This is a genomic window from Sphaerisporangium sp. NPDC049457, assembly GCF_055586705.1.
This window is the reverse complement of the sequence record NZ_JBVJHR010000006.1, coordinates 76,383-92,248: the sequence shown is the minus strand read 5'-3', so window position 1 is coordinate 92,248 and position 15,866 is coordinate 76,383. Positions and strand designations below refer to the sequence as shown.

Sequence of the window (15,866 nt, the reverse complement as noted above, 5' to 3'; positions counted from 1 at the left end):
CACACTGAGGGCAGTCGAGATCACGAGGAAAGATAGCCATGACGCGACCTGAGACCGACACGGCCGCCGTCCTTAAGGCGGCGCAGGACAATCTGTGGCTGCACTTCACCCGGCACAGCTCCCACGACGACACGCGGGTGCCCATGATCGTGCGGGGCGACGGCGCGTACATCTACGACATCGACGGCAAGCGCTACCTCGACGGGCTGTCCGGTCTGTTCGTCGTGCAGATGGGTCACGGACGCGCCGAGCTGGCCGAGGCCGCGGCCAAGCAGGCGCAGGATCTCGCCTTCTTCCCCCTGTGGTCGTTCGCCCATCCCAAGGCCGCCGAACTGGCCCAGCGCCTCGCCGCGCTCACTCCCGGCGACCTCAACCGGGTGTTCTTCACCACCGGTGGCGGCGAGGCCGTCGAGACGGCCTGGAAGCTCGCCAAGCAGTACTTCAAGCTCGTCGGCAAGCCGCTCAAGCACAAGGTGATCAGCCGGGCCATCGCCTACCACGGCACCCCGCAGGGCGCCCTGTCGATCACCGGCATCCCGGCGTTCAAGCAGCCGTTCGAGCCGCTGGTGCCCGGCTCGGTACGCGTGCCGAACACCAACTACTACCGCGCCGACGACATCACCGGCATGCCTGGCATGACGCCGGAGCAGTTCGGCCGCTGGGCCGCCGACCAGGTCGGCAAGGCCATCGAGATGGAAGGCCCCGACACCGTCGCCGCGGTCTTCGTCGAGCCCGTGCAGAACGCCGGCGGCTGTTTCCCGCCGCCCCCCGGGTACTTCCAGCGCCTGCGCGAGATCTGCGACCAGCACGACGTGCTGCTGGTGTCGGACGAGGTCATCTGCGCCTTCGGCCGGCTCGGCACGATGTTCGGCGGGCAGAAGTTCGATTACGTCCCCGACATGATCACCTGCGCCAAGGGTCTGACCAGCGGATACTCGCCGATCGGCGCGATGATCGCCTCTGAGCGGCTGTTCGAGCCCTTCAAGTCGGGCACCACCATGTTCGCCCACGGCTACACCTTCGGCGGCCACCCGGTCTCGTCGGCGGTCGCCCTCGCCAACCTCGACCTGTTCGAGCGCGAGGACATCCTCGGCCACGTCCAGCGCAACGAGCCCGTCTTCCGCGCCACGCTCGAACGGCTCCGCGACCTGCCGATCGTCGGCGACGTCCGCGGCTCGGGCTACTTCTACGGCATCGAGCTGGTCAAGGACAAGAACACCAAGCAGACCTTCGACGAGGCCGAGTCCGAGCGGCTGCTGCGCGGCTTTTTGTCCAACGCCCTGTACGACGCCGGGCTGTACTGCCGCGCGGACGACCGCGGCGACCCGGTCGTGCAGCTCGCACCCCCGCTCATCAGCGGTCCCAAGGAGTTCGACGAGATCGAGTCGATCCTGCGGTCCGTGCTCACCGAAGCCTGGAACCGCTTGTAACCGGCCGGTTCCGGACGTCCCTCCCGTGCCGGTACGCGAAGTGCGCGCCCGCACAGTCTCAAGCCTTGCCATCCTGAAAGGATTCCGTGATGAAGATCGGCGTGCCAGCCGAGGTCAAGAACCACGAGTACCGGGTCGCCGCGACCCCGGCGGGCGTGCACGAGCTCGTCCGCCACGGCCACGACGTCTACGTGCAGCGTGACGCGGGCTCGGGCTCGCAGATCCCCGACGAGGACTACCTGTTCGCCGGGGCGAAGATCCTCGACACCGCGGACGAGGTGTGGGGCGAGGCCGAGATGATCCTCAAGGTCAAGGAGCCCATCGCCGAGGAGTACCACCGCATGCGCGAAGGGCAGGTGCTGTTCACCTACCTGCACCTCGCCGCGTCCCGCGCGTGCACCGACGCGCTGCTCGACCGCAAGGTCACCGCGATCGCCTACGAGACCGTGCAGACCGGCAACACCCTGCCGCTGCTGGCCCCCATGTCGGAGGTCGCCGGCCGGCTCGCGCCCCAGGTCGGCGCGTACAACCTGATGCGCTTCAACGGCGGCCGCGGCGTGCTGCCCGGGGGAGTCCCCGGCGTCGCCCCCGCCAAGGTCGTCGTCATCGGCGGCGGCGTCTCGGGCCTCAACGCCGCGCAGATCGCGGTCGGCATGGGCGCCGACGTCACCATCCTGGACGTCAACGTCGACAGGCTCCGCCAGATCGACGCCATCTACCAGGGCCGCCTGAAGACCATCGTCTCCACCCGGTACGCCATCGAGCAGGCCGTGGTCGAGGCCGACCTGGTCATCGGCGCCGTGCTGATCCCCGGCGCCAAGGCGCCGACCCTGGTCTCCAACGAGCTCGTCTCGCGCATGAAGCCCGGATCGGTGCTCGTCGACATCGCCATCGACCAGGGCGGCTGCTTCGAGGACTCCCGCCCGACCACCCACGCCGAGCCCACCTACAAGGTGCACGACTCGGTGTTCTACTGCGTGGCCAACATGCCGGGGTCGGTGGCCAACACCTCGACCTACGCGCTGACCAACGCCACGCTGCCGTACGCGGTCAAGCTGGCCGACCTCGGCTGGCGCGAGGCCCTGCGCGCCGACCCGTCGCTCGCCCTCGGCCTCAACTCCCACGCGGGCCGCCTCACCTACGCCCACGTCGCCGAGGCCCACGGCCTCCCCTTCGACTCGGTGAGCGCCCACCTCAACTAGTTCCGTGCCCGCTTCCCTTCGCCGATGCGCGGCGGGGTGGCGGGAGGTTGGGATCAGGGCAGGCCGAGGCGTTTGCGGAGCTTGCGGGAGGTGGCGAGGACGTGCTCGATCTCGGCGGGCGTGGGCCAGGGGGCGGTGCCAGGCCTCAGCAACGTCATGCGTACCGAGCTGAGGTGCTCCACAGCTCCGGCGTGCAGGCCGCTTCGCTCGGTCAGCCAGGCCACCACGTCGACGGGCTCGCGGAGCCGCCGGGTGAGCAGGTCCCAGGTGCCGAGGATCTCGCTGAGGTCGGCGAGGCGCAGGACGGTGCCACCGCGCCTGCCGGCCGCGGCGACGGCCAGCTCGGCACGGGCGACCAGTTCGGGCTCCACCGGGCGGTCCCACGCCGGGGCCGCCTGCTCTCCGGCGCCTGATCCGGTGTCCGGCCGGCCCTCTCGCGGCTCGGGGGATCGGCCGGTCATGACCGTACGCAGCGTGCCGAGCTCCGCCGCGGCGCCCTGGTGGCCGTTCGCGGCGGCCTGGCGGAGCCAGTGCTCCCCGCCTCGCAGGTCGTTGTGCTCGGCGATGAGCAGCAGGCCGAAGTTGTAGGCCGCCTCGGCGTCGCCGCTGGCGGCCGCGCGGCCGAACCAGTGGCTGGCGGCGCGCGCGTCCTCAAGCTCGACGCATACGAAGCCCGCCATGCGCTGGTCCTCCACCCGGCCGAGGTGCGCCGCGCGTTCGAACCAGGCCCGCGCCGTGCGAAGGTCGCGCCGTGCCAGCGCCAGCCTGCCGAGCTGGGACGCGGCCCCGGGATGGTCGACCTTGGCGGCCAGGCGGTAGAGGGCCTCGGCTCCCTCGGGGTCGCGGTCGGCGTGCAGCAGCCGCCCGAGGTAGTAGGCGGCGTCGGCGTGGCCGCCCCTGGCCGCGTACTCCCACCATCCGCGTGCCTGTGTCTCCTCGCCGGAGGCGTAGTTGAGGAAGGCGAGGTCGTGGGCCGAGGCGAGGTCCCCCGCCACGGCGGCGCGGTGGTGCCAGTCGCGGGCCGCGGCGGCGTCGCCGATGTCCTCGCAGAGCAGGGCCAGCCTGCGCGCCGCCGGACGCGACCCGGCGACGGCGGCGGTCTGGAACCACAGCCGCGCGCCGCGGACGTCGCCCCGCTGTTCGAGGAGCAGGGTCGCCAGGTTGACGGCCGCTTCGGCGTCTCCGGCCCCGGCGGCCAGCTCGTACCAGGTGATCGCCTCGTCGAGGCTGCCGTGCTTCTCGTGCCAGATGCCGAGGTTGTAGGCGCTGTCGATGTTGCCGGCCCCCGCGGCGCGCTCCCACCAGTGGCGTGCCGCCGACCGGTCACCGCGCTGGGCGTACAGGCGGCCGAGCCGGTGCGCGGCCAGGGAGTCGCCCGCCTGGGCGGCGCTCAGCAGCTCGCCCTCGGTGGGCTCGGGCAACGGCGGTTCGGGCGCGCGGGGCATCGGCACGACGGGCCACGCGACGGCCGCCTCCGGTTCACCATGCCACCACGTCATGGGGGAAAGAGTCGCACGTGATCCAAAGAGATGGAACATAATCGACGGCTTCTTGCCGTCCGGCGGAACGTGTTTGACCCGCCTAACCTCCCTGGTCCGCGCGTGCGGGGACGGCATGGAGGTCGGTTGGGGCAGGTTTGTTTATGTTGATAAATCCGACATACATCCCCATCCCGCATACGTAACGGAGAATTCCCGGACTTTGCGCCGCGAGCCGGAAAACGCGCTGTCCGCTCACCGGCAGAATGACGTCCTGGCCCTGAATGGCGACCGACCGCGTACACCCCTGGTCGCCGCTGGTGCGAAAGACGATCTCCGTGGGCCGGCCGGCCTCGATGGACGTGACGCCGGGGCGGTAGCCGCGGTCGGTCGCCCAGATCGTGAGCACCTGCGTGCCATCCGCCCGCAGCACCGCGGACCCGCCCCTCGGAGCGCCGGGCACGGCGTCCGCGGCCCCAGGACCGGCGGGTACGGCGGAGGTGGTGCCGGGACCGGCGGGTACGGCGGACGCGGTGCCCGGACCGGCGGGTACGGCCGAAGCGCGGGGGGCTAGCGCCGTCGCCGCGTCGGCGGGCGCGTTCGGCGCGGCCCGCGCCGTGCCGCCGGGGATGCCCGCGCCGGGCTGCCAGCCGCCGAGGCGCAGGCCTGCGACGACGGTCACCACGCCCGCCACCAGCGCGCCCGCCGCGGCGACGGCCATGAACCTCCTGGCCGCCGCCCGCTGTACCAGGAAGCCCAGCAGGGCGAACCCCGGAGCGCTGCCGGCGACGAACCCGGCCATGACGGCCGCTCCGCCGAGCCACGACCCACTGGAGACGGCCACCGCCTCGGTGCTGAGCGTCACCCCGCATGGGATGAGAACGGTCGCACCGCCGATCGAACCCGGCCGCACCAGCGCACTCCACCCGGCGCGGGCGGAGTGGGCCGGATCTGCTGGGTGGGCTGGATCTGGGGGGTGGGTTGAGTCTCTGGGGTGGGTCGAACAGGGGGAGCGGGGCGAGCCGGGGGCGGGGTTGAGGGCGACGCGGAGGGCGTAGACGATGACGGCGGCCCCCGCGCCGACCAGCAGCACCGCGCGGGCCGGCGGCGGAAGCCGCACCGCGTCGCCCAGCAGGCCGAGGAGCGCGCCGGCGACCGCGTGAGAGAACAGCCGCCCTCCGATGAACGCCGCGACGGTGCCGCGGTGGCTCGGCCGGCGGGCGAGGCCGATGAGGAGCCCGCCTTGGACGGCCGTGCAGGACGCGGTGCCGGCCACCAGCCCCGCGGCGAGCCCGGCGGCGAACAGCGCGGCCGGCGTCACGCTCGGCGGGCCCGGAAGGCCCCGGCGGGCCGCGGTGGTGCGCTCGGCTTCACGCGATCCTCCTCCGTGAGGGATTCCTTACGGAAGGTAACCGACGTCTACGATGACCGCGAGTGACAGTTCGCTAACCCTGGGGTGCCGACCTGCCACCGCCCGCCGAGTCCGCCCACCGCTCACCGAGTCTGCCCACCCGTCCGCCGGTGGCCGGGGGCGGGCGGTCGGGTCAGGCGGCGCCGCCCTTCAGTACGGACATGCGCTCGAAGTACTCGTCGTCGTTCAGTTCCCCCTTGGCGTACCGTTCGGCCAGGATCTTCTCGGCCGAGGCCGTCGGGGAGCCGGTGGCGCGGCCCGCCCATGGGGGAGTCCCGCCCGCGAACGGATTGAAGCCCCTCTTGCGGGCCCGGAAGACCAGCACGACGAGGGTCACCCAGAACAGTCCCCAGAAGAGCGGGATGACCGGCCACCATGGCCCCGGTCCCCAGTGTGCGTAAGGCATCTGCCTCTCCTCACTTCGATCGGATGCCTCCACACTCCTCCGTGCGGCCTCGCCGGGCATCGCCCGCCGGGTGCGTCCTGCACTACCGCGCCCGTCGTCGGCCGCGCGCGGCGCCTACCACAGGCGCGGTACGGCCGGCGCCCGCAGGATCGGTCAGCGTCGTACGGGCGGCGTTCCCGTCCGGTCAGTGTGGTCCGGTCGGTGTCTGTGGGCCGGTCAGTCCTGTCCGGCGGTCTCCAGTGGGTTGGCGGCGACGCGGGTGGCCATGCCGCTGCGCACGGCCCGGCCGGCGGAGCTGTCCGGCTTGCGCTCGGCCTGGTCCTTGAAGCACGCCATGAACTCGCCGGCGAGGTTCAGGCGGGGCAGCCGCCGCAGCACCTCGGCGCGCAGGCCGGCGGGCCAGGCCTCCGGCCGCCGCCCGGAGATGTCCAGGGCCGTGGACAGCTCCAGCAGGTGACCCTCGGGGTCCTGCTCCACGTCCACCTCGGCCCACATGTGGCGCACGACCACCTCATGGGCCCGGGTGCGCCGCTCGGCGGGCCAGCCGGCCGCCGCGCCGAACACCCAGGCGACGTGGCCCCCCGCCTCCTCGAACGGCACCGTGTGGCTGTCGAACTCCTTGACCAGTCCGATGTCGTGCAGCATCGACGAGACATAGAGCAACTCGGCGTCGAAGGCGATGTCGTTCAGCGCGCCGTAGGAGGCGGCCCACAGGTAGGAGCGCACCGAGTGGTTCAGCAGCGCGGGCGAGCAGTAGGCGGTCGCGACCTCCAGCGCCGCCCGGGCGGCCGGGGTGCCGGGGACCACGATGTCGTCGTATCTCATGCCTCCAGCCTGCCGGAAGCCTGAGGTGGGGCGACGGCGGCCCGGCCGGACGGGTACGGCGGCGCCCCCGGTGAGGCTCGCGCGTGCGGTCAGACCCAGCCGGGGCGGACCAGGCCCGACTCGTAGGCGATGACGACGAGCTGGGCGCGGTCGCGGGCGCCGAGCTTCATCATGGCCCGGCTGACGTGGGTCTTCGCCGTGGCGGGGGCCATGAACAGCTTGGCGGCGATCTCGTCGTTGGTCATCCCGGCGCCGACCAGCGTGAGGACCTCGCGTTCGCGCTCGGTCAGCTGGTCGAGGCCGGCCGTCGTCCTCGGCTCCTTGGCCCGGGAGGCGTACTCGGCGATCAGGCGCCGGGTGACGCTCGGCGACAGCAGCGCCTCGCCCGCCGCGACGACGCGGACCGCCTGGATGAGCTCGGCCGGCTCGGTGTCCTTGACCAGAAAGCCGCTCGCCCCGCCGCGCAGCGCCTCGAAGACGTACTCGTCCAGCTCGAAGGTCGTCAGGATGATGACCTTCACCGCGCCGGGCATCTTTCGCGTCGCGGTGAGCCCGTCCATGCCGGGCATGCGGATGTCCATCAGAACCACGTCCGGCGCGTGCCGCTCGGCGAGCCGGACGGCCTCGGCCCCGTCGGAGGCCTCGGCGACCACGGTCATGCCGTCCTGGGCGTCGAGCAGGGCGCGGAACCCTGCCCGTACGAGGGCCTGGTCGTCGGCCAGCAGAATCTTGATCACGCGGTGTCCTCGGTGTCCTCGGTGTCCTCGGTGTGGTCGGTGCCCGCCGCGGGCGGGATGGGGAGCATGGCCTCGACGCGGAAGCCCGTCTCGCGCGGGCCGGCCGTCAGGGTGCCGCCCAGCGCGGTGGCGCGCTCGCGCATGCCGGGGATGCCGTTGCCGCCGCCCTCGCCGGTCAGCGCGCCCGGCAGGGTGGCGCCGCTGTCGTCGACGCGGATGACGAGCCGGTCGGCGCCGTAGGTGAGCGTGACCGTCGCCCGCGCGCCGGGGGCGTGCTTGGTCACGTTGGTGAGCGACTCCTGGACGATGCGGTAGGCGGCGCGCTCGACGCCGGGCGGCAGCGGGCGGGGCGTGCCGTTGGTGCGCTTGACGACGTGGGGGCCGCTGCGCTCGATCAGCTCGTCCAGCTGGGACAGATCGGCGGTGGGCGAGCGCGGCGCGTCGTCGCGCAGCACCCCGAGCAGCGACCGCATCTCGGTCAGCACGTCCTTGCTCGCCTGCTTGATGGTCGCGAGCGCCGTGCGCGCCTGCTCAGGATGCTCGTCGATCAGGTGCAGCGCCGTGGACGCCTGGACGTGGATCAGAGAGATGCTGTGCCCGAGGACATCGTGCAGCTCCTGCGCCATGGACAGGCGTTCTTCGCTGGCCTGGCGCCTGGCCTCCTCGCGCGTCACCCGTTCGCGTTCGGCGTACTGGTCGCGGCGGGCGCGGACCACCTCGGCCACGGTGAGCACCACGAGGATGGCCGACCCGATGCCCGCGTGGTGGAGCCAGCTCGACGGCATGGGGAGCAGCCAGGTGGCGTAGCCGACGAAGCCGAGCCAGAACAGGCCCGCGGCGGTGTAGGCGGCGCGGCGGTGCCCGCGCTGCACGGCGTTGAACATGGCGATGACCGGGCTGATGAACACCGGGCCGTAGGCGTACCCCTTGTAGACGAAGACGGCGGTGACGACGACGGCCGTCCACAGCGTGAGCACCGGGTGGGCGCGGCGCATGGCGAGCGCCAGCGGCCCCGCCGAGAGCAGCAGGTATCCAAGGGGGTCGAGGGAGACGCGGCTTTCGAGGTCGCCCGGGTGCACCTGGGCCCGCTGCGCGCCGATGGTGCCCCAGACCTGTGCCATGCCGACCAGCAAGGGAAGCATGGGGTCGACCCAGTGTGGAGGTTTCGCGCGCACCCGAGAACGGTACGTCAGCGCGCTGACCAGCGCATCGTCCCAGAGTGGCAGGGCCGTCTACGGTGCCCGTCGTACGGGCGGGCGGCGGGGGCGGCACGCCGCGCTACACTCCGGTCACCGTGGGTCGATGCTCGTGTGGTCCGGTGGAGCGGCTTCGCGGCACGCCGTGACGCCCCTCCGGCGGGGCCGCGATGCGACGCCCGCGGGTTTGATCATTGTTGACCCACGTTGTGAAGCTGTGAGTCAATGCTGGTGCGATCTAGGAATGAGGTCCGCCATGAGCCTTCGCCGCATGACCGTTCCCCTCGTCGGGGTCGCCGCCTCGCTCGCGCTGCTCGCCCCGCCCGGCAGCGCCGCGTCGTCGCCCGCCCTGGCCGGGCCCTCGCACGGGCGGCCGGTCGCCAAGGCGCCGGTGGCCGAGGGGTACGGCGGCGCGGTCTCGACCGTCGACCTGGACGCCAGCAAGGCGGCTCTGAGCGTGCTGAAGCGCGGCGGCAACGCGATGGACGCCGCGGTCGCCGGCGCGGCCACCCTGGGCGTCACCGAGCCTTACTCGGCCGGGCTGGCCGGCGGTGGGTTCATCGTCTACTACGACGCCCGGCGCGGGAAGGTCGTCACGTTCGACGGGCGCGAGAAGGCCCCGCAGGCGATGACCGAGACCTCGTTCCAGGAGAACGGCGCCGCCATCCCGTTCGCCGACGCGGTGACCAGCGGCCTGTCGGCGGGCGTTCCGGGCAGCGTGGCACAGTGGGAGCTGGCGCTGCGGCGCTACGGCACCCTCTCGCTCCGGCAGGCGCTCCAGCCGGCCATCGACGTCGCGTCCCACGGGTTCACGGTCGACCAGACCTTCTACGACCAGACCGCGCAGAACGCCGGCCGCTTCGCCGACTTCACCTCCACGGCCGCCCTGTACCTGCCGAACGGCGCCCCGCCGCCGGTGGGCTCGGTCTTCCGCAACCCCGACCTGGCCGCGACGTACCGCGAACTGGGGCGGCGCGGCGGCGGCTGGCTGTACGGCGGCCGGCTCGGCGCCGAGGTCGTCGCCACGGTCAAGAGGCCGCCGGTCAGGCCCGGCGCCACCCGCGTCGTGCGGCCGGGGCTGATGGAGCTGTCCGACCTGCGCGCCTACCGCGCGGTGGAGCGACCGCCGACCAAGGTGAGCTACGGGTCGATGGACGTCTACGGCATGGCGCCGCCGTCCTCCGGCGGCTCGACGGTCGGCGAGGCGCTGAACATCTTGCGGGCGCTGCCCAAGGTGGGCCTGCACGAGTACCTGGAGGCGTCCCGGCTGGCCTTCGCCGACCGCAACAAGTTCGTGGGCGACCCCGGCCACGTCGACGTGCCGCTCAAGGAACTGTTGTCGGACGGGTTCGCCAAGGAGCGCGCCTGCCTGATCGGCGACGTCGCGATGCCGAACCCCGCCGCTCCCGGCTCGCCCGACGGCTCCTACGACGGCTGCCAGTTCGACGGCAGGTCCATGGACAGCGGCGACCCCGCCACGGCGGGCAAGGGCGACGAGGGCCAGGCGGAGAAGCCCGAAGGCCCCGAGACCACCCACCTGGTGGTGGCCGACCGCTGGGGCAACGTGGCGGCGTACAACATCACGATCGAGCAGACCGGCGGGAACGGCATCGTCGTCCCCGGCCGCGGGTTCCTGCTGAACAACGAGCTGACCGACTTCACCTTCGGCCCGGCCCCCGGCGACCCGAACCTGCCGGCGCCCGGCAAGCGGCCCCGCTCGTCGATGGCGCCCACCATCGTGCTCAAGAACGACAGGCCCGTTCTCGCGGTGGGTTCGCCGGGCGGCGCGACGATCATCACGACGGTGCTGCAGATCCTTCTCAACCGGTACGAGTTCGGCATGTCGCTGCCCGACGCGGTCGCGGCGCCGAGGGCGAGCCAGCGCAACGCCGCCGCGACGCAGGCCGAGCAGGCGTTCATCGACCGTTATGGCGCCGAGCTGACCGAGCGCGGCCACACCTTCACGCTCGTCCCCGGCCCGCCGGTCGGCGAGATCGGCGCGGCCACCGGCCTGGAGTTCCTGGGCAAGGGCAAGATCCAGGCGGTCGCCGAGCCGTCCCGCAGGGGCGGGGGCAGCGCCCTGGTGGTCACCCCCGCCAAGCCCTGACCCGTCGCGGGCCGGGGCCGCGGGCCCAGCTCGCCGCCCGGCCCCAGGGGGTCGGCCCGCCGCACGGCCCGGCCCGCCCTCCGGCGGCGTGCGGGCTGTGCGGCCGGTGGGGTCAGGGGATCAGCTCGAACGCGGCGGGCTTCACGGCGCGGGTGCGCGCCCAGAACTCGAACGTGAAGCCCGGCCAGAGAGTGCGGTTCCTGCCCTTGTCGTCGAGGTACCAGCTCGTGCAGCCGCCCTCTGACCAGACCAGGCGTTCCAGCCGCCGCTGAAGCCGGTCGTTGTACGCCCGCTCGGCCGAAGGCCGCACGTCCAGCGCCCTCGCCCGGGTGGACGAGAGCAGGCGCAGGCAGGACATGATGTAGCGCACCTGTGCCTCGATCATGAAGACGACGGAGTTGTGCCCGAGCCCGGTGTTCGGGCCGAGCAGGAAGAACAGGTTGGGGAAGCCGGCCGTGACGGTGCCCAGGTAGGCGTGGACGCCCTCGCGCCACGCGTCCTGGAGCTTCAGGCCGTTCCTGCCGATGATCCGCCGCTCGCCGAGCGTCTCGGTGACCTTGAACCCCGTGCCGTAGATGATCACGTCGACGGGGCGCTCGCGGCCGGCGGCGTCCACGATCGAACGCTCGCGGATCTGGGTGATCCGGTCGGTGACCAGCTCGACGTTGTCGCGGCGGAGCGCCGGATAGTAGTCGCCGGCGAGCAGGATGCGCTTGCAGCCGATCGTGTAGCCGGGCGTCAGCCTGGCGCGCAGCTCCGGGTCGGGCACCTGGGCGGCGAGGTGCCGCAGGGCGACGGCCCGGTGGGCCCTCATCAGCCGGGGGTCGACGGTGAAGCCCAGGGCGCGGGTCTCCAGCAGCCAGTAGACGCCGTAGCGCAGCGCGCGGCCCGCCGGCGGGAAGGCCCGCAGCGTCTTCCTCGTCCGCTCGGACAGCGGCACGTCGGGCTTGGGCTGGATCCACGGGGCCGTCCGCTGGAAGACGTGCAGCTCGCGCACCACGGGGGCGATCCGCGGGATGAACTGGACGGCGGAGGCGCCGGTGCCGACGACCGCGACCCGTTTGCCGGCCAGAGCGAGGGAATGGTCCCAGCGGGCCGAATGGAAGGCCGGGCCGGCGAACGACTCGCGCCCGGGGATCTCCGGCAGGGAGGGGACGTGCAGGCCGCCGAACCCGGCGACGACCGCGTTGGTGGTGAACGTCTCGCCGTCCTCGGTGCTCACCCGCCAGCGGCGCTCGTCGTCCAGGTACTCCAGCGCTGACACGTTCTTGCCGGTGCGCAGGTGGGGCAGGAGCCCGTACTTCTCGGCGCAGGCGCGCATGTAGTCCCAGATCTCCTGCTGAGGGGCGAACAGCCGGGTCCAGCCCGGGTTCGGGTCGAAGGAGAAGGAGTACATGGGGGAGGGGACGTCGCAGGCGCAGCCGGGATAGGTGTTGTCCCGCCAGGTGCCGCCGAGGTCCGCGTCCTTCTCAAGGATGACGAAGTCGTGGTACCCGGCCTGCTTGAGCTTTATGGCCATGCAGAGACCGGCGAAGCCGGAGCCGATGATGGTGATGCCGGGGCCCGCGGCTGCCATGTCATCTCCCCTACCCGGCATTGGATCGGCCATCCAATTGAATCGCGAGCGGGTCGCGTGGTCCACCCTTCTCCGCTGGTGGAGCGGTCCAGATCACGGACCGCCGCCGCCTGTTCCCGGGCGCGGGTACGGCGAGCACGCCGACGGCCGGTCGCCGACGGCGCGAGGCGCCTGCGCGGTACTTACTTCACGAGCAGGAAGACCACCACGGCGACCACGATGACGGCGGCCACGACGGCGACGATGGGGACCAACCGGGACCGCTGCGGCGCGGCGGCCTCCGGCTCCTGGCGCTGGGCGAAGGCTTTGAACTGCTGAGTGTTGCCAGCAGGATCAATCTGAGGTTCCGACATGGGAGGAACTTTAGCGACCCCAGATGTGAGTTGACGCCCTTTATGCCAGTTCGGCCTCGTCCTGATCGGCCACGATGCGCTCCGGCGAGCGGCCCGGGACCGCGGCGGGAGCGGCCCGGGACCGGTGGCGGGAGCGGCCCGGGACCGGTGGCGGGAGCGGCCCGGGACCGGTGGCGGAAGCGGCCCGGGACCGGCGGGCGGGACCGCGGGTGCGGGCGGATAGCGTGGGAACATGCTGCGGACGCTGTTGTCGCCCCGCCTCGTGGGCCTGCACCTGGTCACGATCGCGGTGCTGATCTCGTTCGCCTTTCTCGGCCGCTGGCAGCTCGGGGTGTTCGAGGAGTCCGGGCGGCCCCACGTCACCACCGACCCGACGCCGGTCGAGCTGACCACGCTGGTGCCGCCCGCGGGGCGGATGCCCGCCGAGTCCGCCAGCCGCCGGGTCACCGCGCAGGGCACGTTCGACGCGTCCCGGCAGCTCCTGGTGGCCGAGCGGGCGCCGACCGTCGAGGCCGCCGGCGGGTCGGCGGGCCGGGACGACGGCTACTGGCTGCTCACGCCGCTCACGCTCGCCGACGGGACGCTGGTGCCGGTCGTCCGCGGCTGGGTGCCGTCCGCCGCCGACCCGGCGACGGCCGTCCCGGGCGGGACGGTGACCGTCACCGGGCGCGTCCAGCCGGCGGAGCCGACCGACTTCGCCAGACGGCGGACGGCCCCGCTGCCCGCGGGCCAGGTGGCCACGGTCTCGACGTCCGAGCTCGTCAACCTGTGGCGCGGCGCACGGCTGCGCGACGGCTTCGTCGTGGCGACGCGGCAGCCGGACGCGCAACCTCCGGCCGGCTCGGCGATGCGGCCGGTCGCCGTGCCGCCGCCCACCGAGAGCGGCGGCTTCACCTGGCGCAACCTCGCCTACGCCGCGCAGTGGTGGATCTTCGCCGGGTTCGCGCTGCTCATGTGGTTCCACTTCGTGCGCGACGCGGTGCGCGGCGGCCGTCCCGGCGAGAGGGAACCCGGCGACGGACCTGGCGATGAACCCGGCGGAGAGGCGCCGGGCCGTGACGGCGACGAACGCCATGAACACGATGCCGGGCATGACCGCCATGACGGCCACGAACGCCATGACGGCCCTGACGGCCATGAAGGCGAGGAGGGGGCCGGCGGAGGCGGGGCGGGCGCGGGCGGGTCCGTGGAGCACCGTGGTCGTGCCGGAGTCGCCGCCCCGGCCGCGGGCTCGTCCCCGCCGGAGTGACCACCGCCCGGCCGGGATATCGTGTGGTGACCGCTCAGCTAGCGAGGTAATGATCGTCGTGGAATCCGCGCTCAAACCGTTCCGGGTGATGGCCTACATCGTGGGCTGCATGCTGCTCGTGCTCGTGGCGGCCATGGTCGTGAAGTACGGCTTCGACAATGCCACGTTCGTGGCCGTCGTCGGCCCCGTGCACGGCTTCGTCTACGCGGTGTACCTGTTGGCCGCGCTCAACCTCGGGCTCAAGGCGCGCTGGTCGTGGCCGTACACGCTGGGCGTGCTGCTCGCCGGCACCATCCCGTTCCTGTCGTTCGTGATCGAGCGCAAGGTGACCCAGCGCGTGCAGGCGCAGATCGCGGTCGCCGCGGCGTGACCCGCCTCGCGTGACAGGACGGGACGGCCCGTCCGGTCACGCTGTGCGGCCGGCGCTTGAGTGCGCCGGGGCCGCCCGGCCGGTCAGCGGCCGATCTGGCGCCTGCGGACGCGGCGCAGCCGGGCACGCTGGGACTCGTCGAGCATGAAGTAGGCCACCACAGGGCCGGCCAGCACGGCGATCACGAGAATCCAGGCCACCAGCGACGGCAGCAGGAGAAGGGCGAGGATCGAGGCGATCGCCGCGCCCACGTAGTACTTCGACAGTGGCGACATTGCCGGGCCTTTCTGTTCGCCGGGCGGGGGAGGTCCCCACCGCCCATTCTGCGTCCTCACCTCAACGAGCGGCCGCCCGGGCGGAGTTCCGCCTCAGTCGGCGAGGGCCTTCAGCGTGGCCTCGCCGCACGGGTCGGCCCCGGTGCTGACAGGAATGAGCGCCACCTCGTCCACCCCCGCCTCCTCGTAGGCGTCGAGCCGGTCCATGATCTCCACCGAGTCGCCGATCAGGGCGACCGCCTCCAGCATCCCGTCGGGGATGGCGGCCAGCAGGTCGCGCGGGTGCGGCCGGGTGCGGGCGTAGCGGGCCACGTCCTCGAAGCCGGCCTGGGCGAACATCTCGCGGTAGCCGGGCGCGTAGAGGTAGGGCACCAGCGACCGCCTGATCTGCTCGATGGCGGCCTGGTCGGGGTCGACGGCGGCGGCCACCCAGGCGACGACCCGGGTCGTGGAACTGAGCAGGCGCAGGTCGGTGATGATCCGGGCGGCGGAGGAAGGGGTGGGCAGGTTGAGCACCATGCGGTCGGCCAGCGCGGCGGCGCCGACCGCGCAGGGCCCGAAGGCCGCGACGCTGATCGGCGAACGCGGGGCCGCGAGCCGCAGCCGGTACCCCCGGCTGGCGACGTGCGTGCCGGAGAAGTCGGACTTCTCGCCGTCGAGCAGCGGCCGCAGGGCCTGGACGGCCTCGCGGAGCGCCGTGGCGGAGCCGGCCCTGGACCGGCCGTGCCACTCTTCCACGACGACGGGGGTGGAGGTGCCGAGCGCGACGCCGACCGGCCTGCCGGTGAGGTCGGCGACGGAGGCGGCGCCCATCGCGATCATCATGGGGTCGCGCACGCTGACCGCCAGCGGCCCGACGGTGAGCGCGGCCCGGCGCGTGCGCACGCCGATCGCCGTGGCCAGGGCGAAGGCGTCGTACGTCGCCAGTTCGCCCACCCATATCTCCGGATAGCCGTGCTCGTCCGCGATCTGCGCGGTCAGCACCGCCTCGCCGACCGGGCGATCGTGCCATAGCCCGACGGAGACGCTGAGCCTCATGTGCAATGCTCCTGCCATAGCCCGGGGGAGCCGTGGTGCCTCGCACGGCGCGCCCCCGCCGCCGTCCTTGCGAGACGTTCAGTCAACTGCATGGAGGACCTGTCCCACCACTGTCGTGTTGGAGGATTCATCAGTCGGTTACGAGGTCGAATCATCGGAGTCGTCCGGATCGCAAACGGTGGCACGGAGCTGTGAAGGAACCGCTCGTGAGAC

General features: G+C 72.6%; 15 protein-coding genes. 5 read left to right on the top strand and 10 right to left on the bottom strand.

Annotated features, from left to right (window positions below; genetic code table 11):
* The first annotated feature begins 38 nt into the window (after positions 1-38).
* Both ACZ6QO_RS11400 and ald read left to right on the top strand, forming a co-directional pair.
* The gene (locus ACZ6QO_RS11400; protein ID WP_465849838.1) at positions 39-1,430 is read left to right on the top strand and encodes an aspartate aminotransferase family protein; all 1,392 of its coding nucleotides are present in this window, start codon (positions 39-41) and stop codon (positions 1,428-1,430) included.
* An 89-nt stretch (positions 1,431-1,519) separates the two neighbouring features.
* The gene (ald, locus tag ACZ6QO_RS11395) at positions 1,520-2,632 is read left to right on the top strand and encodes an alanine dehydrogenase (protein ID WP_465849836.1); all 1,113 of its coding nucleotides are present in this window, start codon (positions 1,520-1,522) and stop codon (positions 2,630-2,632) included.
* Between the two features lie 53 nt (positions 2,633-2,685).
* Here the strand turns inward: ald and ACZ6QO_RS11390 are convergent, their stop codons facing one another.
* The 6 genes from ACZ6QO_RS11390 to ACZ6QO_RS11365 all read right to left on the bottom strand — a co-directional run bounded on the left by ACZ6QO_RS11390 (position 2,686) and on the right by ACZ6QO_RS11365 (position 8,664).
* A complete protein-coding gene (locus ACZ6QO_RS11390) occupies positions 2,686-4,131 on the bottom strand; it encodes a tetratricopeptide repeat protein (RefSeq protein WP_465849834.1) in 1,446 nt (481 codons plus the stop codon).
* 82 nt (positions 4,132-4,213) lie between these two features.
* On the bottom strand, positions 4,214-5,431 hold the full coding sequence (locus ACZ6QO_RS11385; RefSeq protein WP_465849832.1) for a sulfite exporter TauE/SafE family protein: 1,218 nt from the start codon (positions 5,429-5,431) through the stop codon (positions 4,214-4,216).
* Between the two features lie 223 nt (positions 5,432-5,654).
* Entirely contained in the window at positions 5,655-5,927 is a 273-nt protein-coding gene (locus tag ACZ6QO_RS11380) for an SHOCT domain-containing protein (protein ID WP_465849831.1), read from the bottom strand.
* 216 nt (positions 5,928-6,143) lie between these two features.
* Entirely contained in the window at positions 6,144-6,752 is a 609-nt protein-coding gene (locus ACZ6QO_RS11375; protein WP_465849830.1) for an HD domain-containing protein, read from the bottom strand.
* Positions 6,753-6,841: 89 nt separating this feature from the next.
* Positions 6,842-7,489 (bottom strand): response regulator, encoded by a 648-nt coding sequence (locus ACZ6QO_RS11370; RefSeq protein ID WP_465849828.1) that lies wholly within the window; start codon positions 7,487-7,489, stop codon positions 6,842-6,844.
* Complete coding sequence (locus ACZ6QO_RS11365) at positions 7,486-8,664, bottom strand: sensor histidine kinase (RefSeq protein WP_465849826.1); 1,179 nt, start codon at positions 8,662-8,664, stop codon at positions 7,486-7,488. The genes ACZ6QO_RS11370 and ACZ6QO_RS11365 overlap by 4 nt, the downstream gene beginning before the upstream one ends.
* A gap of 292 nt (positions 8,665-8,956) precedes the next feature.
* On the opposite strand from ACZ6QO_RS11365, the gene ggt reads away from it, so the two are divergent.
* Entirely contained in the window at positions 8,957-10,792 is a 1,836-nt protein-coding gene (gene ggt, locus ACZ6QO_RS11360; RefSeq protein WP_465849825.1) for a gamma-glutamyltransferase, read from the top strand.
* Positions 10,793-10,904: 112 nt separating this feature from the next.
* On the opposite strand, the gene ACZ6QO_RS11355 is transcribed toward ggt, so the two are convergent.
* Positions 10,905-12,368, bottom strand: a complete 1,464-nt coding sequence (locus ACZ6QO_RS11355) for a flavin-containing monooxygenase (RefSeq protein ID WP_465849824.1) — start codon at positions 12,366-12,368, stop codon at positions 10,905-10,907.
* A gap of 182 nt (positions 12,369-12,550) precedes the next feature.
* A complete protein-coding gene (locus ACZ6QO_RS11350) occupies positions 12,551-12,721 on the bottom strand; it encodes a hypothetical protein (RefSeq protein ID WP_465849822.1) in 171 nt (56 codons plus the stop codon).
* 232 nt (positions 12,722-12,953) lie between these two features.
* On the opposite strand from ACZ6QO_RS11350, the gene ACZ6QO_RS11345 reads away from it, so the two are divergent.
* The gene (locus ACZ6QO_RS11345) at positions 12,954-13,970 is read left to right on the top strand and encodes an SURF1 family protein (RefSeq protein WP_465849820.1); all 1,017 of its coding nucleotides are present in this window, start codon (positions 12,954-12,956) and stop codon (positions 13,968-13,970) included.
* Between the two features lie 49 nt (positions 13,971-14,019).
* On the top strand, positions 14,020-14,340 hold the full coding sequence (locus tag ACZ6QO_RS11340; RefSeq protein WP_465849818.1) for a DUF3817 domain-containing protein: 321 nt from the start codon (positions 14,020-14,022) through the stop codon (positions 14,338-14,340).
* Positions 14,341-14,423: 83 nt separating this feature from the next.
* On the opposite strand, the gene ACZ6QO_RS11335 is transcribed toward ACZ6QO_RS11340, so the two are convergent.
* Entirely contained in the window at positions 14,424-14,615 is a 192-nt protein-coding gene (locus ACZ6QO_RS11335; protein WP_465849817.1) for a hypothetical protein, read from the bottom strand.
* A 93-nt stretch (positions 14,616-14,708) separates the two neighbouring features.
* A complete protein-coding gene (locus tag ACZ6QO_RS11330; protein WP_465849815.1) occupies positions 14,709-15,653 on the bottom strand; it encodes an LLM class F420-dependent oxidoreductase in 945 nt (314 codons plus the stop codon).
* Positions 15,654-15,866 lie beyond the last annotated feature (213 nt).